This window comes from Xylophilus sp. GW821-FHT01B05 (assembly GCA_038961845.1).
Classification (GTDB): domain Bacteria; phylum Pseudomonadota; class Gammaproteobacteria; order Burkholderiales; family Burkholderiaceae_C; genus Xylophilus.
On the sequence record CP152408.1, the window covers coordinates 5,330,169 to 5,352,991 of the forward strand.

The following is a 22,823-nucleotide window of genomic DNA, read 5'->3' on the forward strand; positions in this document are numbered from 1 at the left end:
GAAAAGTAGGGCAAAAGAAAGGCGAGCCGGAGTCAGGGGCCCTTCGGGCTCCCCTGCGCTGCCAACGGCGCAGGCGGACAGCCGAACAGCCAACAGCCGGCCCCCACCCCAGCCCTCCCCCAGCGGGGGAGGGAGTAATGCAAAGGCCGAGCGCAGCGATGGCCCGACTGGTTGTCCCGGGTCCCCTCTGTGGCGTCGAGGAGCGCAGGAGTCGGCAGGTTGCCCGCAGCGAAGCGGAGGGACGGCGAGGACTGTTTGAGCCGCAGGCGAGTTCCGCAGCCGCCTGCCGATTCCGAGCACCGCAGAGCAGTCTGCGCAGCAGACCGCCACAGTGGGGTCGCCCTTTCTTTGGTGACTTTCTTTCGGCGACGCGAAAGAAAGTTACTCGCCCGCCGGGGCGAATTCCCGGCACCCGCCGCCCGCAAGGCAAGCAAGCCCTGGGTATCTCAAAGCCCTGGAAGGCCGGGCCTTGAGAACAGCCTCAAGCCCCCATCAACTCCACCACAGTCCTACGCAACCACGCATTCCCCGGATCCGCATGAAACCTCTCATGCCAATGCTGCTTGACCTCGTAATGCGGCAGCGCATGCGGTAGCTGCAGCATGCGGATGCGCTCGCGCGTCTGCATGACTTGGCCAAAGCGCAGCGGCACGGTGGCTATCAGCTCGGTCTCGGCGACGATGCGGGCCACGCCCAAGAAGCTGGGCACGCGCAGCACCACCTGCCGCTCGACGCCGGCGCGCGCCAGCAGCTTGTCGACGATGGCGTGGCCGGTGCCGGATGCCGTCACCAGCACATGGCTTTCGCGCGCGTAGGCGGCCTTGCTCAGGCGCGTGGCGATGCGCGGGTGGTCCAGCGCCGCCAGGCAGACAAAGTTCTGCGCAAACAGCACCTGTTGGTAGAAGCCCGCGTCCAACTGCGGCATGAAGCCCACGGCCAGATCGACCTCGCCGTCTTCCAGGCGGCGCGCGCTGTCGGTGCCGATCTTCTCGACCTCGATGCGCACCTGCGGCGCAGCGGTGCGCAGGTGGTTGAGCAGCGCGGGCAGCAGCACGATCTCGCTGATGTCGGTCATGCAGATTCGAAAGCTGCGCTCGGCCTGCGCCGGCACAAAGGCGCTGCGGCTGCTGTGCGCGGCATCCAGCTGCGCCAGCACCTCGCGCAGCGCCGGGTAGAGCGCCTGGGCGCGCGGCGTGGGCTGCATGCCGCGCGCGGTACGGCTGAACAGGCGGTCGTCGAAGTGTGCGCGCAGCTTGTTCAGCGCCGTGCTGGCCGCCGCCTGCGCCAGGCCCAGGCGCTCGGCCGCGCGCGACACGCTGGCGGTCTTGTAGACCTCGTCGAACACCGCCAGCCATTCCAGATCGAGCTTCGCCATCACCAGCCCCACTATTGAAAAATGCAATGCCAAGTATTGCACCATGCGCTTGAACGAATAGTGCAACAGCGGAAGAATGCCGGCACACCACCGCCCAGGAGACAAACCCATGGACGCCCCCACCACCGTGGCCCGTGCCGCGCGCCAGGCCTATTACGAGCGCATCCGTGCGCTGCACCTGACACCGCTCTGGGAAGAGCTGCACGCCCTGGTGCCGCGCGAGCCGGCCTCGCCCTGCGTGCCGGCGCTGTGGCGCTATGCGCAGATCAAGCCATTTCTGATGGAGTCGGCCGACCTCATCACGGCCGAAGAAGCCGTGCGCCGCGTGCTGGTGCTGGAGAACCCGGGCCTGCCAGGCCGCTCCAGCATCACGCAGTCGCTGTATGCCGGGCTGCAGCTGATCATGCCGGGCGAGGTCGCGCCCTCGCACCGCCACGTGCAGTCGGCGCTGCGCTTCATCGTCGATGGGCGCGGCGCCTACACCTCGGTGGATGGCGAGCGCACCACCATGCACCCTGGCGACTTCATCATCACGCCCTCATGGGCCTGGCACGACCATGGCAACGAAGGCCTGCACGGCGACAGCGAGCCGGTGGTCTGGCTCGACGGCCTGGACATCCCGCTGGTGCGCTTCTTCGACGCCGGCTTTGCCGAGAACGACACCACCAAATCGCAAACCATGTCGCGCCCCGAGGGCCACAGCTACGCGCGCTTTGGCCACAACATGGTGCCGGTGCGGCACACGCACCGCTCGCGCACCTCACCCATCTTCAGCTACCCCTACGCCCGCAGCCGCGAGGCGCTGGCCGCGCTGCAGCGCGCCGAGGCGCCCGACGCCTGGCAGGGCTGGAAGCTGGCCTACATCAACCCGCTGACCGGCGGCGCGCCCATGCCCACCATGGCCACCTACTTGCAGTTGCTGCCCAAGGGTTTCCAGGGCCGCAGCCATCGCGGCACCGACGGCACGATCTACAGCGTGGTCGAAGGCCACGGCACGGCCGAGATCGCCGGCCAGCGCTTTGCCTTTGCGCCGCAAGACACCTTCGTCGTGCCCTCATGGGCCCCGCTGCGGCTGGAGGCGGATGGAGACGCCGTGCTGTTCAGCTTTTCAGACCGTCCAGTTCAAGAAGCCATTGGCATCCATAGAGAGCATTTCAACTGAGCCCCACCATGTCCTTTGCCATCACCCCCATGACCATCGTCGGCCTGCCCATTGCGGGCAGCGACGATCTGTTCCCCGTGCGCCGCGTCTACTGCGTCGGCCGCAACTACGCCGCGCATGCGCGCGAGATGGGTTTCGACCCCGACCGCGAGCCGCCCTTTTTCTTCTGCAAGCCCAATGACGATGCCTCCGTGGTCGCGGTGCCGGCCGGCAGCACGGCCACCCTGCCCTACCCGCCGCTGACCCGCAACTACCACTACGAGGCCGAGCTGGTGGTGGCCATAGGCAAGGGCGGCCGCGACATTGCCGCAGCCGATGCCGCAGCCCACATCTACGGCTATGCCACCGGCCTGGACATGACCCGGCGCGACCTGCAGATTGCCGCGCGCGAAAAAGGCCGGCCCTGGGAAGTGGGCAAGGCCTTTGACTTCTCCGCGCCGGTGGGCCCCATCACGCGCCGTGCAGAAGCCAACGGCGTGAACCAAGCCAGCATCGTGCTGGAGGTAGACGGCGCCGTGCGCCAGCAGGCCACCATTGCGCACCTGATCTGGTCGGTGGACGAGGTGATCGCCAATCTCTCCACGCTGTTCACGCTGCAGCCGGGCGACCTGATCTTTACCGGCACGCCCGAAGGCGTGGGCGCGGTCACGGCCGGCCAGGCGGTCACGGTGCGCATCGACGGGCTGGCGCCACTGGCGGTGCAGATCGCATGAGCCAGCTGCAACTGCACGGCTACTTCCGCAGCTCGGCCGCCTACCGGGTGCGCATTGCCTGCAACCTGAAGGGCCTGGCCTACGACACGCTGCCGATACACCTGACCCGCGACGGCGGCGCGCAGCACAGCGCGGCCTATGCCGCGCTCAACCCAGAGAAGCTGGTGCCCACGCTGGACGATGGCGCGGCGCGGCTGACCCAGTCGCTGGCCATCCTTGAATATTTGGAAGAGCGCCAGCCGGCGCCCGCGCTGCTGCCCACCGATGCCGCCGACCGCGCCTGGGTGCGCGCCATCGCGGCGCAGATCGCCTGCGACGTGCACCCGCTCAACAACCTGCGCGTGCTCAAGTACCTGGAAGCCACGCTGGGCATCTCGGCCGAGCAGAAGCTGGCCTGGATCGCGCACTGGATCACGACCGGCTTCGAGTCACTGGAAACACGCCTGGCGCGCGATGGCCGCAGCGGCCTGTGCTGCTACGGCGACACGCCCAGCTTTGCCGACTGCTGCCTGGTGCCGCAGGTGTTCAGCGCGCGCCGCTTCAACGTGCCGCTGCAGGCCTACCCCCACATCGTGCGCATCGACGCGCACCTGGCCCAGCTCGACGCCTTTCGGCTGGCGGCGCCGGGCCTGCAACCAGACGCCGAATGAGCACCACCAGCCCCTCACAAGCCCCGGTGCTGATCGCCGGCGGCGGCATTGGCGGCATGGCCTGCGCGCTGGCGCTGGCGCGGCTGGGCCAGCCGGTGGAGCTGCTGGAGCAAAGCGCGCAGTTTGGCGAGATCGGCGCCGGCCTGCAGCTGGGCCCCAATGCCTTTGCCGCGCTCGATGCGCTGGGCGTGGGCGAGCAGGTGCGCCGCGCCGCCGTCTTCACCGAGCGCCTGCTGATGATGGACGCGGTGGACTGCCGCGAGGTCGCCTCGGTGCCGGTGGGCGAGGCCTTTCGCGCACGCTTTGGCAACCCCTACGCGGTCAGCCACCGCGCCGACCTGCACGGCGCCCTGCATGCCGCCGCCGCGGCACACCCGCTGGTGCGCATGCATACCGGCGTGCACATTGCAGCGGTGGATGTCAACGCCCACGGCGCCAGCGCCAGCACGGCCGATGGGCGGCGCTTCAGCGGCGCCGCACTGGTGGGCTGCGACGGCGTGAAGTCGGTCGTGCGCGCACGCTTGCTGGGCGATGCGCCGCGCGTGTCAGGCCATGTGGTGTACCGCGCCGTGGTGCCGGTGGCCGACATGCCCGAAGACCTGCGCATGAACGCGCCCGTGGTCTGGGCCGGCCCCGACTGCCACCTGGTGCACTACCCGTTGCGCGGCGGCGATCAGTACAACCTGGTGGTCACCTTCCACAGCCGCGAGCCCGAGGAATGGGGCGTGCGTGATGGCAGCAAGCAAGAGGTTCTTTCTTACTTCGAAGGCGTGCACGCACGGCCGCGCCAGTTGCTGGACCGCCCCACCTCCTGGCGCCGCTGGAGCACCGCCGACCGCGACCCGGTGGCGCGCTGGAGCGAAGGCTGCGCCACGCTGCTGGGCGACGCTGCCCACCCCATGATGCAGTACCTGGCGCAGGGCGCCTGCATGGCGCTGGAAGACGCGGTGACCTTGGCCGCCGCCGTGCAGGCACGCGGCTTTGACTACGCCGCTGCCTTCCAGCTCTACCAGTCGGCCCGCGTGGCCCGCGCCGCGCGCGTGGTGCTGTCGGTGCGCGAGATGGGCCGCATCTACCACGCCAAGGGCGTGGAGCGCCTGGTGCGCAACAGCCTCTGGCCGCAGCACAGCCCGCAGCGTTACTACGATGCGCTCGAATGGCTTTACGCCTGGCGGCCGGAAGCCTGCCTGGCGGACGCCGGCACCTGAGTGCACGTGCCGCGCAAGGCGCTTGCACTGCTTTCTTTCCCCGCAAAAAAACAGGAGACACACCATGACCACCCGCCGCACCCTGCTCAGCGCAGCCACTGCGCTATGCGCCGCCGCCACCACCTTTGCCGCATCGGCCCAGGCCACCGACTACCCGGCGCGCCCCGTCACCATCGTCACGCCCTTTGCCGCCGGCAGCGGGCCGGACGCGGTGCTGCGCCTGGTCACCGACCGGCTGTCCAAGCAATGGGGCCAGCGCGTGCTGATCGACAACAAGCCCGGCGGCGGCGGCTTCATTGCCATCGACACCGCGCGCCGCGCCCTGCCTGACGGCTACACGCTGCTGCAGCTCGACAGCGAGCACATCGCAGCGCTGCCGCACCTGTACAAGTCGCGCAACTTCGTCACGCTGCAGCACTTCGACCCGGTGGCATCGCTGTTTCGCACGCCCTTTCTGATCGCGGTGCCCACCGACTCTCCGTGGCAGAACGTGGCCGACCTGGTCGCCGCCGCCAAGGCCAAACCGGGGCAGATCAGCTATGGCTCCTGGGGCATAGGCAGCCCGGGCCACCTGGGCGCGCAGCAGCTCGAAGCCCTGACCGGCACGCACATGCAGCACGTGCCCTTCCGCGAGGTAAGCCAGCTCTATGCCAACGTTGGCTCGGGCGAGCTGCCCTGGGCCTTTGGCAGCATCCCGTCGAGCCAGGGCATCTACAAGGCCGGCAAGCTGCGCTACATCGCCATTGCCGCGCCGCAGCGCATCCCGCAAATGCCCAACGTGCCCACCGTGGGCGAGGCCGGCGGGCCGCAGGGGCTGGATGTCAATTCCTTCGTGTCACTGGTGGCGCCCAAGGGTCTGCCTGCGGCCGTCGCCGCCAGGATCAACGCCGACGTCGCCAAGGCCATCGCAGACCCAGAAATCCGCGCGCGCTTCGACACCTTTGCCTTCGAGCCGCTGGCCTGGTCGCCCGACGAGATCCGCCGCCAGGCCGAGATCAAGTCGCAGCTCTATGGCGACCTGGTGCGGCGCGGCAACATCAGCCTGGAGTAGCGGGCCGGCTCTGTATCCACTCTTTCACTTGCGCGTCACGGAATGTACGCAGCATGCGCGGACACCACACACAACAGGTCCGCCCCATGCATGCTCTCTTTTCCGCGCCACGCAGATCACGTGCGCCGTTCGCGCTGGCGCTAGCCGCCGGCGCTGCTGCGGCAGCCCTCGCCTCCTGCGGCGGCAGCGATTCGCTGGTGGCGACCACCGCCGACCCGCAGGTCAAGGCGGCCTGGGTCGAGATCGGTGCCAACGGCCAGACCATCGTGCGCGCAGTCACCGCCGCCAGCAGTTGCCCCAAGATCGGTATCGACGGTGTCACCGGCACCATGTCGCTGCGCGCCGCGGCCGCCACCGTGCCGCAGCGCAGCACCGCCAGCGACCCGGCCGACTCCAAGCCCTCGGCCTTCCCGGTCACCACCTGCGAGAGCCTGCCCAAGGCCGGCACCACCGAGGTCTTTGTGGCCGGCCGCAGCCTGCCGCTGCCCAAGGCGCAGCCGCAGCGCATCGCCGTGCTGGCCGACACCGGCTGCCGCATGAAGAAGGCCGACAACGCCTGGCAGGCCTGCAACGACGGCACGGCCTGGCCCTTCGCCACCATCGCCGCCACGGCGGCCGCGATGAAGCCCGATCTGGTGATGCACATCGGCGACTACCACTACCGCGAGAACACCTGCCCCACCGACATCGCCGGATGCAAGGACAGCCCCTGGGGCTATGGCTGGGACACCTGGGAGGCCGATCTGTTCAAGCCCGGCGCGCCGCTGCTGGCGGCCGCGCCCTGGCTGGTGTCGCGCGGCAACCATGAGGAATGCGCGCGCGCCGGCCAGGGCTGGGCGCGCTTCCTCGACGTGCGCGCTTTTGACCCGTCCATGAGCTGCGACAGCCCGGCCAACGACAACAACGCCAACTTCAGCGACCCGTACGCGGTGGCGCTGGGCAGCGATACCCAGGTCGTGCTGTTTGACTCGGCCAAGGCCGGCACCACCGCCTTTGGCGCCAGCGACTACAAGTTCCCGATCTACCAGGCGCAGTTCCGCAAGGTGGCGGCCATCGCCGCCGACAGCAGCAAGACCACCATCTTCGCCAACCACCACCCGATCCTGGCCTTCGCGCCCATCGCAGGCGGTGCGCCGGCGGCCGGCAACGCCGGGCTGCAGGCGGTGATGAAATCGCTCTACCCCACGGCCTACTACCCGGATGGCGTGAAGATCGCGCTGCACGGCCACGTGCATGACTTCCAGGCGCTCAACTTCAGCAGCGCGCACCCGGCCACCTTCGTCACCGGCAACGGCGGCGACAACGTGGACGTGAGCCTGCCCGACCCGTTCCCGGCCAACACCACGCCGGCACCAGGCGTGGTGCTGGACCGCATCACCCACACCAACACCTTCGGCTTCATGATGATGGAGCGCAGCGGCAGCAACTGGCTCTACAAGGCCTACACCAAGGACGGCAAGCTGCTGACCACCTGCGTGCCTGCGGGCTCCAAGATCAGTTGCGACAAGACCGGCTTCCTGGCGCCATGAAGCGCTGCGCCGCCGTGCTGCTGTCAGCCCTGGCCGCCGCCATGGCGCTGGCGCAGCCGGCGCTGGTGGGCCATGTCGGCGACACGCCGCAGTACGCGGCCATCGTCCCGGCGGCGCGGCCGCTGGCGGTGCCCGCGCCCGAGCGCGTGGCGCTGGGCCGCCAGCTGTTCCTGGACACGCGGCTGTCACAGCCGCAGGGCACCAGCTGCGCCAGTTGCCACGACCCGGCCAAGGCCTTCAGCAGCTTCAACGGCGGGCGCGACGGCGTGGCCAGCGGCAGCCTGCGCGAGCGGCTGGGCACGCGCAACCCGCCCTCGCTGACCTACGCGCGCTACCTGCCGCCGCTCTACTTCTACCAGGACGACGATGCGCAGGTGCCCGCGCCCTTCGGCGGCCTGATGCTCGACGGCCGCGCCGACACACTCGCGGCCCAGGTGCGCGAGCCCCTGCTGGCGCGCCACGAGATGAACCTGGGCACGCCGCAAGCCGCCGCCCAGCGCCTGCGCGCCAGCGGCTACGAGGCCGCGTTCGAGGCGCAGTTCGGCGCCGGCGTGCTGCGCGACCCGCAGCGCGCGCTGCAGGCCTTTGGCAGCAGCCTGGAGGCCTATCTGCAGAGCGACGAGCTGTCGCCCTTTGATTCACGCTTCGACGATCTGCTGCGCGGCAAGCCCGCCCTTACGCCGCTGGAGCTGCGCGGCCTGGCCGTGTTCCGCAGCCCGGACCAGGGCAACTGCGCCTCGTGCCACAGCGTGAGCGTCACCTCCAGCAACCCGGCGCGCTCGCTGTTCACCGACTTCGGCTACGAGGCGCTGGGCGTGCCGCGCAACCGCAAGCTGCCGGCCAACACGCGCGCCGACGCCTTCGACCTGGGCCTGTGCCGCACCGCCGAGCAGCGCCACTGGCCCGACAGCGAGGCCTGGTGCGGCTACTTCCGCACGCCCAGCCTGCGCAACGTGGCGGTGCGCAGCCGCTTCATGCACAACGGCGTGTTCGACTCGCTGCGCGACGCGGTGCGCTTCTACGCCACGCGCTCCACCAACCCGGCCGACTGGTACGGCCGCCATGCGGTGTTCGACGACCTGCCACCCGCGCTGCGCGGCAACGTCAACATCGTCTCGACCCCGCTCAACCGCCGCGCCGGCAGCACGCCGGCGATGAGCGAAGAGGACATCGATGCCGTGGTCGCCTTCCTGGGCACGCTGACCGACCAGCGCTACGCCAAGCCGCTGCCGCGCTGAGCCGCGGCGCGCGGTCAGCCCGCGGGCCGCTGCGTGTCGAACAGGGTCTTCAACTCGCGCGGCTGCGAGCGCCAGTACTGCGGCGGCGCTGCCACCTGGGCGCCGAGCTGCGCCGCTGCATGCCAGGGCCAGCGCGGGTCGTAGAGCATGGCGCGCGCCAGCGACACCATGTCGGCCTCGCCGGCCTGCAGGATCGCCTCGGCCTGCTGCGGCTCGGTGATCAGGCCCACCGCCAGCGTCGGCAGGCCGGTCTCGGCGCGGATGCGCGCCGCAAACGGCACCTGGTAGCCCGGCGCCAGCGCAATCTGCTGCTGCGGCGACAGCCCACCGCTGGACACGTCGATGAAGGCGCAGCCACGTGCCGCCAGCGCCCGGGCCAGCACCACGCTCTGCTCCAGGTCCCAGCCGCCCGCCACCCAGTCGGTGGCCGAGATGCGCACGCCCACCGGCAGCGCCTGCGGCACGGCGGCGCGCACTGCATCAAACACCTGCAGCGGAAAGCGCAGCCGGTTCTCCAGCGTGCCGCCGTAGCTGTCGGTGCGCTGGTTGGACAGCGGCGACAAGAACTGGTGCAGCAGGTAGCCGTGCGCGGCATGCAGCTCGATCGCGTCGAAGCCCAGCCGGTGGGCGCGCTGCGCGGCCTGCACGAAGGCCTGCTGCACGCGCTGCAGCCCGGCGGCATCGAGCGCCGTGGGCGCTACCGCATCCGGGGTGAAGGGCAGCGCCGAGGGCGCCACGGTCTGCCAGCCGCCGGGCGCGTCGGGCGCGATCTGCGTGCCGCCCTCCCAGGGCGCGCGGGTGGAGGCCTTGCGCCCGGCGTGCGCGAGCTGGATGGCGAGCCGGATCGGCGCATGCTGGCGCACCGCCTGCACCACGCGCGCCAGCGCCGCCTCGGTGGCATCGGAGTACAGGCCCAGATCGGCCGGCGAGATGCGGCCCTCGGGCTCGACCGCCGCCGCCTCGGTGAACAGCACGGCCGCGCCGGACAGCGCGAGATGCCCCAGGTGCAGCAAATGCCAGTCGGTGGCAGCGCCGTCCTCGGCGGAGTACTGGCACATCGGCGCGATGGCGATGCGGTTGGGCAAGGGCAACGCGCCCCAGGCGTAGGGTGTAAAGAGCAGGCTCATGGGCTGTCTTGTAGCAGAGCCCGCCCGGACGTGCTGGCCTCGGGAATAATGGCGCCGCCCCACACACACCGGCCGCACGGCGGCCATCACCATGTCCAGCATCACCCTGCGCTTTCTTGCAGAGCCCAATACCGTCAATTTCGGCGGCAAGGTCCATGGCGGCACCGTCATGAAATGGATCGACGAGGCCGGCTACGCCTGTGCCACCAGTTGGGCCAAGCGCTACTGCATCACCGTATCCGTGGGCAACATCCGCTTCCACCGGCCGATCATGATTGGCGACCTGGTCGAGGTCGAAGCCCGGCTGGCCTACACCGGCCGCACCAGCATGAACATCGCGGTGGAGGTGCGCAGCGGCGACATGAAGAGCGGCTCGATGGAGAAGACGACCGAATGCCTGATCGTCTTCGTCTCGGTCGACTCGCATGGCCGGCCTATTCCCGTTGACACCTGGAACCCCGAAACCCCGGGCGACATCGCGCTGGCCCAGCGCTCGCGCGCGCAGCTGGATGCGCTACGCGATCTTTAACTATCTTTTTTATAGCTAATAGCCCAAGCCCCGCCTGGGTTACAGCCACTTTTTCTTTAAATTTCCTGCTGCGCGGCCTGCAACAAGTCGCGCGTGCGCAGCGCCTCGCGCCGCGCCGCATCGGCAAAGTCCGCGCCAGACGAGGCATAGAGGATGGCGCGCGACGAGCTCACCGCAATCGGCGCGTCGCTGCGCCAGCCGGCGCGCACGGTGGCGGTGGCGTCACCGCCCTGCGCGCCAATGCCCGGGATCAGAAACGGCACGGTCGGCGCCAGGGCGCGCACGCGCTCGATCTCGGCCGGATAGGTGGCGCCCACCACCAGGCCGAGCTGGCCGTTGCGGTTCCACGGCCCCTGCACCAGGCGCGCCACGTGTTCGTACAGCAGCGGCTCGCCGGGCAGGCCCGCCAGGCGCTGGTTCTGCAGGTCGTCGCCGCCCGGGTTGGAGGTGCGACACAGCAGGAAGGCGCCCTTGTCCGGGTATCGCAGATAAGGCTCGACCGAATCAAAGCCCATGAAGGGCGAGAGTGTGACGGCGTCGGCCTGGTAGCGCTCGAAGGCTTCCTTGGCGTATTGCTCGGCGGTGGAGCCGATGTCGCCACGCTTGGCATCGAGGATCACCGGCACCTCGGGCGCGATGCGCTTGAGCGTGGCGATCAGGTGCTCGAGCTGATCCTCTGCGCGGTGCGCGGCGAAGTAGGCGATCTGCGGCTTGAAGGCAATCGCCAGATCGGCCGTGGCCTCGGCGATGGCAACGCAGAAGTCGTAGATCTTGGACGGGTCGCCCTGCCAGGCGCCGGGGAAGCGGGCGGGTTCAGGGTCCAGCCCGATGCACAGCAGCGAGCCGTGGCGGCGCTCGGCGGCGCGCAGCTTGTCGATGAAAGTCATGGAGGGCGATTTTACGAAGCAGCGACCACGGCCAGCGCCTGGCACAGGTCGGCCCAGGCGCGCGCCTTGTCGGCCTGCGCGCGCAGCAGGTAGGCCGCGTCGTAGGTGGCCAGCACCGGCACGCCCTGCCAGTCATGCGCCTGGCCGCGCAGGCGGCCCAGCGGCTCGGTGGACTGCAGCAGCGACTGCGCAGGCAGGCGGCCCATGGCCAGCACCAGCGCCGGCCGGTGCTCGGCCACGGCCTGTTGCAGGCCTGCGGCCAGGGCGCTGCCATCCGGCAGCGCGGCGGCATCACGCGCCACCACGGCGCCAAACACGCGCGCACTGCGGTGCAGTTGCGCGGCGCGCAGCATGTTGTCCAGCAGCTTGCCCGCATCGCCCGCCAGCAGCTCGCCGCCCGGGCTTTCAGCCAGCACCAGCCAGGTCGGCAGGGCCGGGTCGTCCGGCAGCGGATAGAGCGCCTGCCAGGGGCCGACCTGCACCGTGGTGCCGGCACTGGGCTGGGCTGGGGCCGGCGCGGCTGCCGGTGCGCGGGCAGGCGGTGGTGGCGGGGCCGGGCGAGGCGCGGGGGCTGGCGGCGGCGGGGGTGGCGCCACCACTGGCGGCGCTGCCTCTACAGCCACAACCGGTTGAGGCAGCGGCTGCCACACGGTCACGCCCATTTCTTCCAGCATGGCGCGCTGGCGCGGGTCCAAATCAAGTCCCATGGGACAGCATCCTCAGTTATTCACCACGCAACGCGACGTCCGCGACGCACGAGGCATAAAGGCCCAAAAGGCCGCGGAGCAGGCCATGCGCAAACCGCCGCGGAACTGGCTTTGCCAGGCCGCTGGCGGTGCCCCCCTTCGCGCAGCAGAAGGGGGGTTGGCGAAGCGCGTAGCGCATAGCCTGGGGGGATGTTTCATTGGCTCCATAGGCGCAGGCTCATTACAACGGCGTCTTCGCGCTCGTTGTCCACTGCGGGGTAATAGCGCTTGCGCATGCCCACGCGCTGAAAGCCGTGCTGCTCGTACACATGCTGGGCGCGCAGGTTGCTCACCCGCACCTCCAGCCACAACCAGAGCGCGCCCTGGCCGCGCGCCCAGGTGCCCAGGCCGTCGAGCATGACCCGCGCCCAGCCCTGCTGCTGGAACGCTGGCGCCACGGTGAGGTTGAGCAGATGCACCTCGTCCACGCCCTTCATGGCGACAAAGTAGCCGAGCAGGCTCTGGCCGCCAAACAGGCACTGCGCCTGGTAGCCGGCCACCAGCGAGTCGGCAAAGTTGGCGTGCGTCCAGGGATGGGTGTAGGCGACCTGTTCGACCGGCAGCACCTGGTCGAACAGCTCCGCTGTCATGGGCTCGAAGCGGGCTTCGATCGGCTCGGGCAAGGCGCTCATGCAGGCTCACTCTGAGTTAACCACACGCGCGGCGCGTTCCGCCTCGCGCTCAAGCGTGGTCTTGGCGACCTTGTCGCGGATGTACAGCGGCAGCGCCTCGGCCGCAGGCACCAGTTGGCCGGCGGCGATCAAGGCCGGCGCCAGCCGCAGCAGGGCTTCGGCGCCGGGCTGGGCGGCCAGCGCGGGCGCGCGGGGGGCCAGGCGCTCGCCATAGGCGGCGCGGGCATTGCCGGCCAGGGTCCAGCCGGCGGGCACGCGCACGGCCTCGGGCGCCAGCACGGCCAGCTCGCCCTGCATGCGCCACTGGGCGCTGGGCGCGTCGTATTGGTAGGCGCAGGTGTAGACCTCGTCCATGCGCGCGTCCATGGCGGCGACCACCTGGGTGCAGCCGTGCTGGTGGCGCGCGTTCTCGGCCACGCTCAGCAAGGTGTCTACCGGCAGCACCGGCAGGCCGCCCGGGCGGGCGCCGTAGGCCAGGCCCTGCGCCACGGCGCAGGCGGTGCGCAGCCCGGTGAAAGAACCAGGGCCGCGGCCAAAGACGATGGCGCCCAACTGCGCAAAGCCGATGCCGGCCGCAGCCAGCAGCGCCTGCGCGGCCGGGATCAGCGTGGCCGAGGCCTGGGCGCCGCCGGCGCCGGTATGGGTACGTAGCTGCCCCTGGTGCAGCAGCGCCACCGAAAGAAGTTCGGTACTGGTGTCGAAGGCCAGCAAGGGCGCGGACGAATCGATCTGCATTGGCGGGATTATCGACGCTGGCCCGATAGACTGGCCGGCCACTGTTCCTGCACCTTGGCCCGCCGTGCCCTACCACCTGTCATCCGCCCTTCATCGCTGCATCGCTGCGGCCTGTATCACCCTTGGCCTGTGCGCCACCGCAGCGGCGCAAAGCCTGCCGCCCGAGGTCGACGCCGCGCTGGCGCGTGCCCGCATCCCGCGCGATGCCGTGGCCGTGGTGGTGGCCGAGGCCTCTGGCGGCACGCCGCGCGTGGCGCTGCGCGCCCAGGCGGCGGTCAACCCGGCTTCGGTGATGAAGCTGGTCACCACCTATGCCGGGCTTGATTTGTTGGGGCCCGCCTATCTCTGGAACACCCAGGTCTTCCTGGGCGGCCCGGTGGATGCCAACGGCACGCTGCAGGGCGACCTGACGATCCGCGGCCAGGGCGACCCGGCGCTGGTGCTGGAGCGCCTGTGGCTGCTGCTGCGCCGGGTGCAGGCGCAGGGCGTGCGCAGCATTGCCGGCGACATCGTGCTCGACCACAGCGCCTTTGCGCTGCCGGCGCACGACCCGGCCGATTTCGACGGCGAGCCGTTCCGGCCCTACAACGCCGCGCCCGATGCGCTGCTGCTCAACTTCAAGTCGGTGGTGCTGAACTTCGTGCCCGACCCGGCCGCCGGCAGCGCGCTGGTGAGCATGGAGCCGCCGCTGGCCGGCGTGCGCCTGCCGCAGCGCGTGCCGCTGGCACCTGCTGGCAGCGCTTGCGGCGATTGGCGCACGGGGCTGCAGGCCAATGTGCTCGACGCCACGCGCATTGCGTTGGCCGGCAGCTTTCCAGCGTCCTGCGGTGAAAAGGCCTGGCCCATGGCCTATGCCGACCCGCAAAGCTATGCCGAGCGCGCGGTGGAAGGCATGTGGCGCGAGCTGGGCGGGCGCATCAGCGGGCGCGTGCGCGACGGCCGCGCGCCGGCGGGCAAGGCGCCGACGCTGCAGGTGGCCTCGCCGCCGCTGGGCGAGGTGATCCGCGACATCAACAAATACAGCAACAACGTGATGGCGCAGCAGCTCTTTCTCACGCTGTCGCTGCAGGCGCGCGGCACCGGCAGCTTCGAGGGCTCGCGCGCGGTGGTCGAGCAGTGGTGGCGCGAGCGCATCAGCGCCACCGACCCGGTGCCGCTGGTGGACAACGGCGCCGGCCTGAGCCGCGAGGCGCGCATCACCGCGCTGGGCCTGGCGCACATGCTGCAGGCCGCCTGGCGCTCGCCGCAGATGCCCGAGCTGCTGGCCTCGCTGCCCATTGCCGGCATCGACGGCACGCTGCGCCGCAGCCGCGCGCGCAGCGGCAGCGCCCACCTGAAGACCGGCAGCCTGCGCGACGTCGCCGCCATGGCCGGCTTTGTGCACGGCGAAGACGGCCGGCGCTGGGTGCTGGTGGCCATCGTCAACCACCCCAACGCCGGCGCCGCCCGGCCGGCCTTCGATGCGCTGGTCGACTGGACGGCGCAGCAGCCCGAACCCGTTGCTTCCAAATAAATAGCTAATAGCCCAGGCAGGACCTGGGCTAGAGGCACTTTTTATCCAAATTTCTGCGCGTCGCCCGCCAGGCGCGCGGCGCGTCTGTTGGTGGCCGCCCACGCTAGTACTTACCCCGTAGATACGTAGGGATATCGCTGCTTACGATGGGTATCGGAAAAAAGAACGCTCGTTCTATTTTCAGAAAAAACCATTCCAACAGTACCTAGGAGATGCGGATGAACACCCTACACACGCTGGCAATCGGCAGCGCCGTCATCCTGCTGGCCGCCTGTGGCGGCGGCGGCTCGGACACCGGCGGCAGCGAAACGGTGGACAACAGCGGCGCACGCGGCTCGCTGGTCTACAACCCGCCGCTGCGGGTGACGAACCTCAGCGCCCAGCAGTTCACCGATCGCCTGAAGGGCAGCGCCTCGGGCACACAACTGCTGCAGATCGCGGGCACGCCCAAGTGCGGGGTCAACTTCCACTACATCCAGTACGGCACGGTCGGCGGCCAGGGCGAAGCCACCAACGCCAGCGGCGCGCTGATGGTGCCAACCGGCACCGATGCCGCCTGCACCGGCGCGCGCCCGATCGTGCTCTATGCCCACGGCACCACCACCGACAAGGCCTACAACATCGCCGACATCGTCGGCGCGAACAGCTCTGCGGCCAACGAGGCCTCGCTGATCGCCGCGCTGTATGCGGCGCAGGGCTTCATCGTGGTGGCGCCCAACTACGCCGGCTACGACGTCTCCAAGCTGTCCTACCACCCCTACCTCAACGGCGACCAGCAGTCCAAGGACATGATCGATTCGCTCACCGCCGCGCGCAAGGCGCTGCCGGTGCTCGGCGGCGCGAGCGACTCGGGCAAGCTGCTGATCACCGGCTATTCGCAAGGCGGCTACGTGGCGCTGGCCACGCAGCGCGCCATGCAGGCCGCCGGCCAGACGGTGACCGCGGGCGCGCCCCTGTCAGCGCCCTCGGCCATCAGCCTGCTGATGGACTACACCACGCTGGGCGCGCCGGCACTCGGCTCCACCGTGTTCGTGCCGCTGCTGTCCACCAGCTGGCAAAAGCAGTTCGGCTACGTCTACAGCAGCACCAGCGACCTGTACGAGGCGCAGTACGCCACCGGCATCGACACGCTGCTGCCCAGCACCACGCCCATGGCCACGCTGTTCTCCACCGGCAAGCTGCCGCAGACCGCGCTGTTCCCGGCCAATGCCGTGCCCGGCCCGGCGACGTCGGCCTTCGCGGTGTTCTATGGCGCCAACAACCTGCTGCGCCAAAGCTTCCTGACCGCCAGCGCGACCGACGTGCTCAGCAACGCCTGCCCCGGCAATGCGTTCCCGCCCACGGCAGCCTCGCTCTCGTCCACCACGCCGCTGGCCTGCAGCCCGACGACGGGCATGCGCAAGGCCGCAGTGGCCAACGACCTGCGCAACTTCGTGCCCAACAAGCCGGTGTTCTTCTGCGGCGGCGCCCAGGACCCGACGGTGAACTTCACCAGCACCCAGGCCACGGCCGGCTTCTTCCAGGCGCGCGGCCTGCCCGCTGCAGCGTTGACGGTGCTGGACCTGGAAGCCGCAGCCACCACCACCGACCCGTTCGCCGCGCTCAAGGCCGGCTTTGCGCAGGCCAAGGCCGCTACCGCAAGCGCCGGCGGCGCCACCGCGGTGGTGACGGCCTACCACGGCTCATTGGTGCCACCGTTCTGCAATGCGGCCGCGCGCGGCTTCTTCCAACAGGTACTGGCCGCCGGCGGCTGAGCACAGCGTCCGCCCCTCAGAGGAACAACACCATGAAACTCACTACATCCCTCGCTGCGGCCGGCCTGCTGCTGGCCTCGGGCGGCGCCGCCATGGCGCAGCAATCCGGCGCCTCGTCCTTCCTGGACTCGCTGTCCTCGCCCACGCCGTCCACCCCCTACACCGTGCGTGTGGGCTTCTCGCACTTTTCCCCGCACTCAAGCGCCACCGACGCCGTCGGCCCGCTACTGCCCGGCCCGCCCTCGGGCGTGAGCCTGCGGGTGGAGGACAAGAGCACGCTGTTCTTCTCCGTCTCCCGCGCGCTCAACGACAACCTGGAGGTGGAGCTGGCCATGGGCTACCCGCCGACCCATGACGTCCAGGCTCAGCTGTCGCCCAACCTGCCGGCGCACGTGCAGGGCTTCAACGGCCAGACCATCGCCAAGGTGCGCCAGATGGCGCCCACGCTGTTCCTGAACTACGCTTTCGGCGACGCACAAAGCCGCTGGCGGCCGTTTGTCGGGCTGGGCGTCAACTACACCAACTTCGACAAGCGCACCTCGACGGCGGCCGGCAACGCCCTGAATGGCGGCCCGACGGACATCCGGCTCAGCGACTCCTGGGGCCTGGCGGCGCAGATCGGCGTGGTGTACAAGTTCAACGAGCGCTGGTCGATCCACACCTCGCTGGCCACCGCCCGCGTGAAGACCCGCCTGACCGCCACCACCGCCGGCACAGCGCGCGAGATCGACGTCAAGTTCCGGCCCACGGTGTTCATCCTGTCGGCCGGCTACCGCTTCTGACACCACACGCCGCACGCAGCAAAAAGGCCCGCGGGACATACGTCCCGCGGGCCTTTTTCATTGAGCCGGGTGAGCCTAGAACCTTGCCGTGAAACGCGTGTAGGCGTAGGTGCCAAACAGCCGCTGGGCTGCCGGCGTGAAGTACACGTTGTCGGCAAAGATGTAGCTGTTGTAGGTAAGGTTGCTCGGGATGGTGCCGATGAGGGTGTTGGTATTGCACAGGGCCGAGTTGATCTGGCCGGTGCCGGTGCCGATGCCGGCGCCGGAATCCACCGAGGTGCAGACCACGGTCGTCGCATCCTGGAAGCTGTAGGTGCCGGGCAGGCCGGTCAGCAGGTTGTAGTAGTAGGCGCCGTCGACGTAGAGCACGTTGTTGCCCAGATCGGCGATGTTCACCAGCAGCGTGTTGTTGAACTGCAGGCTGGCCTGGCTCAGGATGTCGGTCTGGCCACGCGCGATCGCCAGCGGCGAGCGGCTCATGTCATAGGCGCCCGACACCAGCACGTACTTGGCGCCGGCCGTGAGCAGGCGCCGCACCTGCGCGGACAGGGCCTGGCCGGCGGTTGCCATGTTGGCCAGGAACTGCGCGCTGCTCAGCGTGCCGGCCGAGTAGGCGGCCAGGTTCGTGATGACGTCCGAGGTGCCGCCACTGATGACGAAGACGTCGGTGCCGCTAATGGTGCTGCCAGACGCCAGGAAGGTATCGACCTGCTGCGTCACCGTCTTGGTGCTGGTGCTGCCGGCCGCATCAGGGGTGAGCGCGATGCGCGCGTTGCCCTGTGCATAGCTGGTGCCGCCGGCCGAGGCCGTGGTCAGCGTCAGGCCGTAGCTTGCCGCGAACTGCTGCGTCCAGATATTGACGCTGCCGTCGTTGACGGTGTAGTGGCCACCGTTTTCCCCCAGATCGCTCAGGCCATCGCCAAACGCCACGATACGGGTGGGCCGGACAGCGGATTCGACGGTACTCGATCCGCAGGCGGCCAGCAGCGCCGCCGATGCGCACGCCGCCAGCAGGACAGTGCGGCGCAACCAGATTGCAGTCATTGGGAAATCTCCAGAAATGTGGCGATGAGTGTAACGAGCGCGCGGATCAGGCGACGTCAAGCCGCCGCGGCTCTTTGTAAACGGTCGTGCACGCCTTCCCAGGCGGCATCGGGGGGCGGCGTCTCGATCCAGATCAGGCGCACGCCCTGTTCGTCAAAGCCGCGCAGTACGGCAAACAGCTGCTGCGCGGCGGCCTCGGCGTCGTCGGGCATGCGGCGCAACACCACCTCGGCCGAGCGCGCCTGCAGCGGCGTGCGCGCGTAGACGGCCAGGTGTCTGGCCTCTGGGCCGAGCAGGTCCAGCCCGGTCTGCAGCGCGCGCGCGTCCATCAGCCGCACCTTGGCGCTGGGCGCGTAGTGCGCCTCCAGCGTGCCGGAGGCGCGCGGCGCCGGGCCTTGCAGCGCGGCGCCGTCCTGCGGCAGGCCGCAGACCGCTGCCACCTGCTCGCGCGTGATGGCGCCGGGGCGCAGCAGCACCGGGGCGCCACGGGTGCAGTCGACGATGGTGGATTCGATGCCGACCGCACAAGGCCCGCCATCCAGCACCGGCAGGCTGTTGCCGAACTCGGCCTGCACATGGGCTGCGGTGGTCGGGCTGACCCGGCCGAACTGGTTGGCGCTGGGCGCGGCCAGGCCCATGACACCGCGCGCCACGCAGGCCGTGAACAGCGCCTGCGCCACCGGGTGCGAGGGGCAGCGCAGCCCGACCGAGTCCTGGCCACCGGCCGCGGCCGTGGCCACGCCGGCGCGGCGCGGCAGGATCAGCGTCAGCGGCCCGGGCCAGAAGGCTTTGATCAGGCGCTCGGCAAAGTCTGGCAGCGCGCCGGCAAAGTGCGCCACGCCTTCCGGCACGGCGCCGGCAGCGCCCGGCGCCACGTGCACGATCAGCGGATGGTCGCTGGGCCGGCCCTTGGCGGCAAAGATGCGCGCCACGGCGGCGTCGCTGGAGGCATCGGCGGCCAGGCCGTAGACGGTTTCGGTCGGCAGGCCGACCAGGCCGCCAGCGGCCAGCACATCGGCGGCCTGGGCGATGGCGTCGGGGGATTGGCCGTCGAGGATCATCGATACACCCAGGCTCAAAACGGTTCCAGGCCCAGCACGGCGCAGGCCTGGAGCGCCGCCGCGCGCGCGGCGTCGGCCGTGGCAGCGGTGAAGGTCAGGTGCCCCATCTTGCGGCCGCGCGAGGCGGACTGCTTGCCGTACAGATGCAGATGCGCGCCGGGCAAGGCCAGCACCTGGTCCCAGGGCGGCGTGCGCGCTTCGGTGGCGCCGCGGGCAAACCACAGGTCGCCCAGCAAATTGAGCATCACCGCCGGGCTGTGCTGGCGCGGCGCGGCCAGCGGCAGGCCGGCCATGGTGCGCACCTGCAGCTCGAACTGCGACAGGTCGCAGGCGTCGATGCTGTAGTGGCCGCTGTTGTGCGGGCGCGGCGCGATCTCGTTGACCACCAGCCGGCCGTCCTCCAGCAGGAAGAATTCCACGCACAGCACGCCGACGTAGTTCAGGCCATCTGCTATTGATTTCGCAGCTACTAGCGCAGACTGCGCCTGGGCTAGAGGGATATTTCCTTCAAAAACCTCGGTCACCGCCAGGATGCCGTCGCGGTGCAGGTTGCGCTGCACCGGCAGGTGCACCACCGTGCCGTCGGCGCCACGCGCCACGATCACCGAGCATTCGGCCGCCAGCGGCAGCATCTGTTCCAGCACGCAGGGCGCCTGCCCCAACTGGGCCCAGCCGGCGGCCAGCGCGGCGCGGTCGGCCACGCGCACCTGACCTTTGCCGTCGTAGCCCAGGCGTGCGGTCTTCAGGATGCCGGGCAGCAGGGCGGCGTCGACTGCCGCCAGTTGCTCGGCCGTCTCTATCACCGCGTAGGGCGCGCAGGGCACGCCGCAGCGCACAAAGTGCGCCTTCTCGGCGGCGCGGTCCTGGGCGATGGCCACGGCGGCGGCGGCCGGCGCCACCGGCAGACGCTCGGCCAAGGTGGCCAGCGCGGCGGCGGGGACGTTCTCGAATTCGGTGGTGACGGCCACGCACAAATCGGCCAGCTGCGCCAAACCTTGCGGGTCGAGGTAGCCGGTTTGCACGTGGTGGTGGCTGACGCGGCCGGCCGGGCTCAGCGGGTCTGGGTCCAGCACCGCCGTGAAATAGCCCATGGACTGCGCCGCATGCACGAACATGCGGCCCAACTGGCCGCCGCCGACCACGCCCAGCGTCACTTCGGTCGACGCCGGCAACAAGGTGACAGCCGCCGTCATACCGGCAGCGCCATGGCGCGCGCGGCGGCAGTCTGCTCGGCGCGGAAAGCATCGAGCTGCGCGCGCAGCGCCGGGTTGTTCACCGCCAGCATGGCCACGGCAAACAGCGCCGCATTGGCCGCGCCGGCCGTGCCGATGGCAAAGGTAGCCACCGGGATGCCCTTGGGCATCTGCACGATGCTGTGCAGCGAATCAACGCCTTGCAGGTGCCGGCTGGCCACCGGCACGCCCAGCACCGGCACCGTGGTCTTGGCCGCCAGCATGCCCGGCAGGTGCGCCGCACCGCCAGCGCCGGCGATGATGGCCGCCAGGCCGCGCGCCGTGGCCGACTCGGCGTAGGCGAACATATCGTCCGGCATGCGGTGGGCCGAGACCACGCGCGCCTCATGGGCCACGCCGAATTGCTGGAGAATCTGGACCGCGTGCTGCATGGTGTCCCAGTCGGAGCTGGAGCCCATGACCACGCCAATGGAGAGGGATGTCATAGCTAAGGAAGGGCCTGCGCCGTCGCCGGCACCGTCCGTGGTGTGATGTGAAGCAACCTCTAATTTTACTTTTGGAACGAGTTGAGCTCCCAAGCTACCCGCCATGATCGATATCACCCTAGAAAATTTCCAGTCCGAACTGATTGACGGCTCCATGACGCAGCCGGTGCTGCTGGACATCTGGGCCGAGTGGTGCGGGCCATGCAAGCAGCTGGGCCCGGTGCTGGAAAAGCTCGAAACCGAGTACGCCGGCCGCTTCACGCTGGCCAAGCTGGACGCCGACAAGGTGCCGCAGATCTCGCAGCAGTTGTCGCAGATGTTCGGCGTGCGCAGCATCCCCTTCTGCGTGATGTTTTTGGGCGGGCAGCCGGTGGACGGCTTTGTCGGCGCCGTGCCCGAGGCGCAGATCCGTACCTTCCTCGACAAGCACGTGCCCAGCGCCGACGAGGCCGCCGCAGCCGAGGAAGAAGAGCAGGCCCAGGAGGCGCTGGCCGAGGGCGACACCAGCACCGCGCTGGAGAAGCTGCAGCACGCCGTCGCCACCGATCCGGCCAATGACGACACGCGCTTTGACTACGTCAAGCTGCTGCTGACGCTGGGCCACACCGACGATGCCAAGGTGGCGTTTGCACCGGTGATCTCCAAGGCCGCCACGGTGCGCCGCCTTGGCTCGCTGCAGCACTGGATCAACGCTATTGATTTCGCAGCGCCAGGCCAAGGTGCGGCGCCGGCTATTGCCGATTTTGATGCAAAGATCGCTGCCAACAAGCGCGACTTTGATGCGCGCTTTGGCCGCGCCCGCCTGCTGCTGGCAGAGCAGCAATGGACGGCTGCGATGGACGAGCTGCTGGAAATCCTCATGCGCGACCGCGCCTGGAGCGAAGACCTGGCGCGCAAGACCTACATCGCCATCCTGGACCTCATCGAGCCGATCAAGCCCAAGGTGGCCGACGGCCAGATCCCGCCAGATGACCCGGTGGTGGCGACCTACCGCCGCCGCCTGAGTTCGGTCGTGCTGAGCTGAGCTTTCAGGCAGCCTGTCGGGCCGCGTGGCTGCCGGCGGGCCTGCGCTCGGTGGCCAGCACACGGCCCGCGTTCAGGCTGCGGATCGGGATCGAGGTGTCCTGCGGTATGCCGCCGGACAGCTGCAGCGCCATATAGCGGCCACAGCACACGCGCAGGAACGAGGCAAAGTTATCCACAGCCCCGCGCTCGGCCAGCAACTCGTCGTGCAACTTGGCGCACAGCTGCGGCACGCTCATGCCGTCGCGCCCCGCGATCTCTTCCAGCACCTGCCAGAACAGGTTCTCCAGCCGGATGCTGGTGGCCACGCCATGCAGGCGCACCGAACGCGCACGGCATTCATAGAGCGCAGGGGCGGCGCTGATAAAGACTTGGCACATGGTTTG

The 22,823-nt window shown here is 69.6% G+C and carries 23 protein-coding genes; 12 read left to right on the top strand and 11 right to left on the bottom strand.

Annotated features, from left to right (window positions below; translation table 11 throughout):
* Positions 1-481: 481 nt before the first annotated feature.
* Positions 482-1,375, bottom strand: a complete 894-nt coding sequence (locus AAFF27_24885; GenBank protein ID XAH23179.1) for a LysR family transcriptional regulator — start codon at positions 1,373-1,375, stop codon at positions 482-484.
* A gap of 109 nt (positions 1,376-1,484) precedes the next feature.
* On the opposite strand from AAFF27_24885, the gene gtdA reads away from it, so the two are divergent.
* The 7 genes from gtdA (at position 1,485) to AAFF27_24920 (ending at position 8,926) form a co-directional block, all read left to right on the top strand.
* Positions 1,485-2,537 (top strand): gentisate 1,2-dioxygenase, encoded by a 1,053-nt coding sequence (gene gtdA / locus AAFF27_24890; GenBank protein XAH23180.1) that lies wholly within the window; start codon positions 1,485-1,487, stop codon positions 2,535-2,537.
* An 8-nt stretch (positions 2,538-2,545) separates the two neighbouring features.
* On the top strand, positions 2,546-3,250 hold the full coding sequence (locus AAFF27_24895) for a fumarylacetoacetate hydrolase family protein (protein XAH23181.1): 705 nt from the start codon (positions 2,546-2,548) through the stop codon (positions 3,248-3,250).
* A 5-nt stretch (positions 3,251-3,255) separates the two neighbouring features.
* Positions 3,256-3,900 (top strand): maleylacetoacetate isomerase, encoded by a 645-nt coding sequence (gene maiA / locus AAFF27_24900; protein ID XAH26321.1) that lies wholly within the window; start codon positions 3,256-3,258, stop codon positions 3,898-3,900.
* Entirely contained in the window at positions 3,897-5,108 is a 1,212-nt protein-coding gene (locus tag AAFF27_24905) for a 3-hydroxybenzoate 6-monooxygenase (GenBank protein XAH23182.1), read from the top strand. The genes maiA and AAFF27_24905 overlap by 4 nt, the downstream gene beginning before the upstream one ends.
* 64 nt (positions 5,109-5,172) lie before the next feature.
* Positions 5,173-6,159: a tripartite tricarboxylate transporter substrate binding protein gene (locus AAFF27_24910; protein ID XAH23183.1), complete on the top strand. Its 987-nt coding sequence runs from the start codon at positions 5,173-5,175 to the stop codon at positions 6,157-6,159.
* 86 nt (positions 6,160-6,245) lie between these two features.
* Positions 6,246-7,688 carry a metallophosphoesterase gene (locus tag AAFF27_24915; protein ID XAH23184.1) on the top strand — a complete coding sequence of 481 codons (1,443 nt, stop codon included), beginning with the start codon at positions 6,246-6,248 and terminating at the stop codon, positions 7,686-7,688.
* Entirely contained in the window at positions 7,685-8,926 is a 1,242-nt protein-coding gene (locus AAFF27_24920; protein ID XAH23185.1) for a cytochrome c peroxidase, read from the top strand. The genes AAFF27_24915 and AAFF27_24920 overlap by 4 nt, the downstream gene beginning before the upstream one ends.
* A 14-nt stretch (positions 8,927-8,940) precedes the next feature.
* Here AAFF27_24920 and AAFF27_24925 read toward each other — a convergent pair whose 3' ends face one another.
* Positions 8,941-10,053 (bottom strand): NADH:flavin oxidoreductase/NADH oxidase, encoded by a 1,113-nt coding sequence (locus AAFF27_24925; protein ID XAH23186.1) that lies wholly within the window; start codon positions 10,051-10,053, stop codon positions 8,941-8,943.
* A 91-nt stretch (positions 10,054-10,144) separates the two neighbouring features.
* Here AAFF27_24925 and AAFF27_24930 point away from each other — a divergent pair, with 91 nt between their 5' ends.
* The gene (locus tag AAFF27_24930; GenBank protein ID XAH23187.1) at positions 10,145-10,582 is read left to right on the top strand and encodes an acyl-CoA thioesterase; all 438 of its coding nucleotides are present in this window, start codon (positions 10,145-10,147) and stop codon (positions 10,580-10,582) included.
* A gap of 56 nt (positions 10,583-10,638) precedes the next feature.
* Here AAFF27_24930 and pyrF read toward each other — a convergent pair whose 3' ends face one another.
* The 4 genes from pyrF to tsaB form a co-directional block, all read right to left on the bottom strand.
* The gene (gene pyrF, locus AAFF27_24935) at positions 10,639-11,469 is read right to left on the bottom strand and encodes an orotidine-5'-phosphate decarboxylase (protein XAH23188.1); all 831 of its coding nucleotides are present in this window, start codon (positions 11,467-11,469) and stop codon (positions 10,639-10,641) included.
* 11 nt (positions 11,470-11,480) lie between these two features.
* Positions 11,481-12,176, bottom strand: a complete 696-nt coding sequence (locus AAFF27_24940; protein ID XAH23189.1) for a uracil-DNA glycosylase family protein — start codon at positions 12,174-12,176, stop codon at positions 11,481-11,483.
* Positions 12,177-12,370: 194 nt separating this feature from the next.
* Entirely contained in the window at positions 12,371-12,847 is a 477-nt protein-coding gene (gene rimI, locus AAFF27_24945; protein XAH23190.1) for a ribosomal protein S18-alanine N-acetyltransferase, read from the bottom strand.
* 6 nt (positions 12,848-12,853) lie between these two features.
* Positions 12,854-13,582 (bottom strand): tRNA (adenosine(37)-N6)-threonylcarbamoyltransferase complex dimerization subunit type 1 TsaB, encoded by a 729-nt coding sequence (tsaB, locus tag AAFF27_24950; protein ID XAH23191.1) that lies wholly within the window; start codon positions 13,580-13,582, stop codon positions 12,854-12,856.
* Between the two features lie 115 nt (positions 13,583-13,697).
* On the opposite strand from tsaB, the gene dacB reads away from it, so the two are divergent.
* The 3 genes from dacB (at position 13,698) to AAFF27_24965 (ending at position 17,631) form a co-directional block, all read left to right on the top strand.
* Entirely contained in the window at positions 13,698-15,095 is a 1,398-nt protein-coding gene (dacB, locus tag AAFF27_24955; GenBank protein XAH26322.1) for a D-alanyl-D-alanine carboxypeptidase/D-alanyl-D-alanine-endopeptidase, read from the top strand.
* A 218-nt stretch (positions 15,096-15,313) separates the two neighbouring features.
* Positions 15,314-16,849 (top strand): prolyl oligopeptidase family serine peptidase, encoded by a 1,536-nt coding sequence (locus AAFF27_24960; GenBank protein XAH23192.1) that lies wholly within the window; start codon positions 15,314-15,316, stop codon positions 16,847-16,849.
* 32 nt (positions 16,850-16,881) lie between these two features.
* A complete protein-coding gene (locus AAFF27_24965) occupies positions 16,882-17,631 on the top strand; it encodes an OmpW family outer membrane protein (GenBank protein ID XAH23193.1) in 750 nt (249 codons plus the stop codon).
* A gap of 75 nt (positions 17,632-17,706) precedes the next feature.
* On the opposite strand, the gene AAFF27_24970 is transcribed toward AAFF27_24965, so the two are convergent.
* From AAFF27_24970 to purE, 4 genes are read right to left on the bottom strand one after another with little or no spacing between them, the layout of a single operon-like run.
* A complete protein-coding gene (locus tag AAFF27_24970) occupies positions 17,707-18,675 on the bottom strand; it encodes an SGNH/GDSL hydrolase family protein (protein XAH23194.1) in 969 nt (322 codons plus the stop codon).
* 56 nt (positions 18,676-18,731) lie between these two features.
* The gene (locus AAFF27_24975; GenBank protein XAH26323.1) at positions 18,732-19,736 is read right to left on the bottom strand and encodes an L-threonylcarbamoyladenylate synthase; all 1,005 of its coding nucleotides are present in this window, start codon (positions 19,734-19,736) and stop codon (positions 18,732-18,734) included.
* Positions 19,737-19,750: 14 nt separating this feature from the next.
* A complete protein-coding gene (locus AAFF27_24980; GenBank protein ID XAH23195.1) occupies positions 19,751-20,929 on the bottom strand; it encodes a 5-(carboxyamino)imidazole ribonucleotide synthase in 1,179 nt (392 codons plus the stop codon).
* Entirely contained in the window at positions 20,926-21,414 is a 489-nt protein-coding gene (gene purE / locus AAFF27_24985) for a 5-(carboxyamino)imidazole ribonucleotide mutase (protein ID XAH23196.1), read from the bottom strand. The genes AAFF27_24980 and purE overlap by 4 nt, the downstream gene beginning before the upstream one ends.
* Before the next feature lie 103 nt (positions 21,415-21,517).
* Here purE and AAFF27_24990 point away from each other — a divergent pair, with 103 nt between their 5' ends.
* Positions 21,518-22,438, top strand: coding sequence for a tetratricopeptide repeat protein (locus tag AAFF27_24990; GenBank protein ID XAH23197.1), 921 nt, complete (start codon positions 21,518-21,520; stop codon positions 22,436-22,438).
* Between the two features lie 4 nt (positions 22,439-22,442).
* Here the strand turns inward: AAFF27_24990 and AAFF27_24995 are convergent, their stop codons facing one another.
* Positions 22,443-22,817, bottom strand: coding sequence for a ribbon-helix-helix domain-containing protein (locus tag AAFF27_24995; protein XAH23198.1), 375 nt, complete (start codon positions 22,815-22,817; stop codon positions 22,443-22,445).
* Between the last annotated feature and the right edge of the window lie 6 nt (positions 22,818-22,823).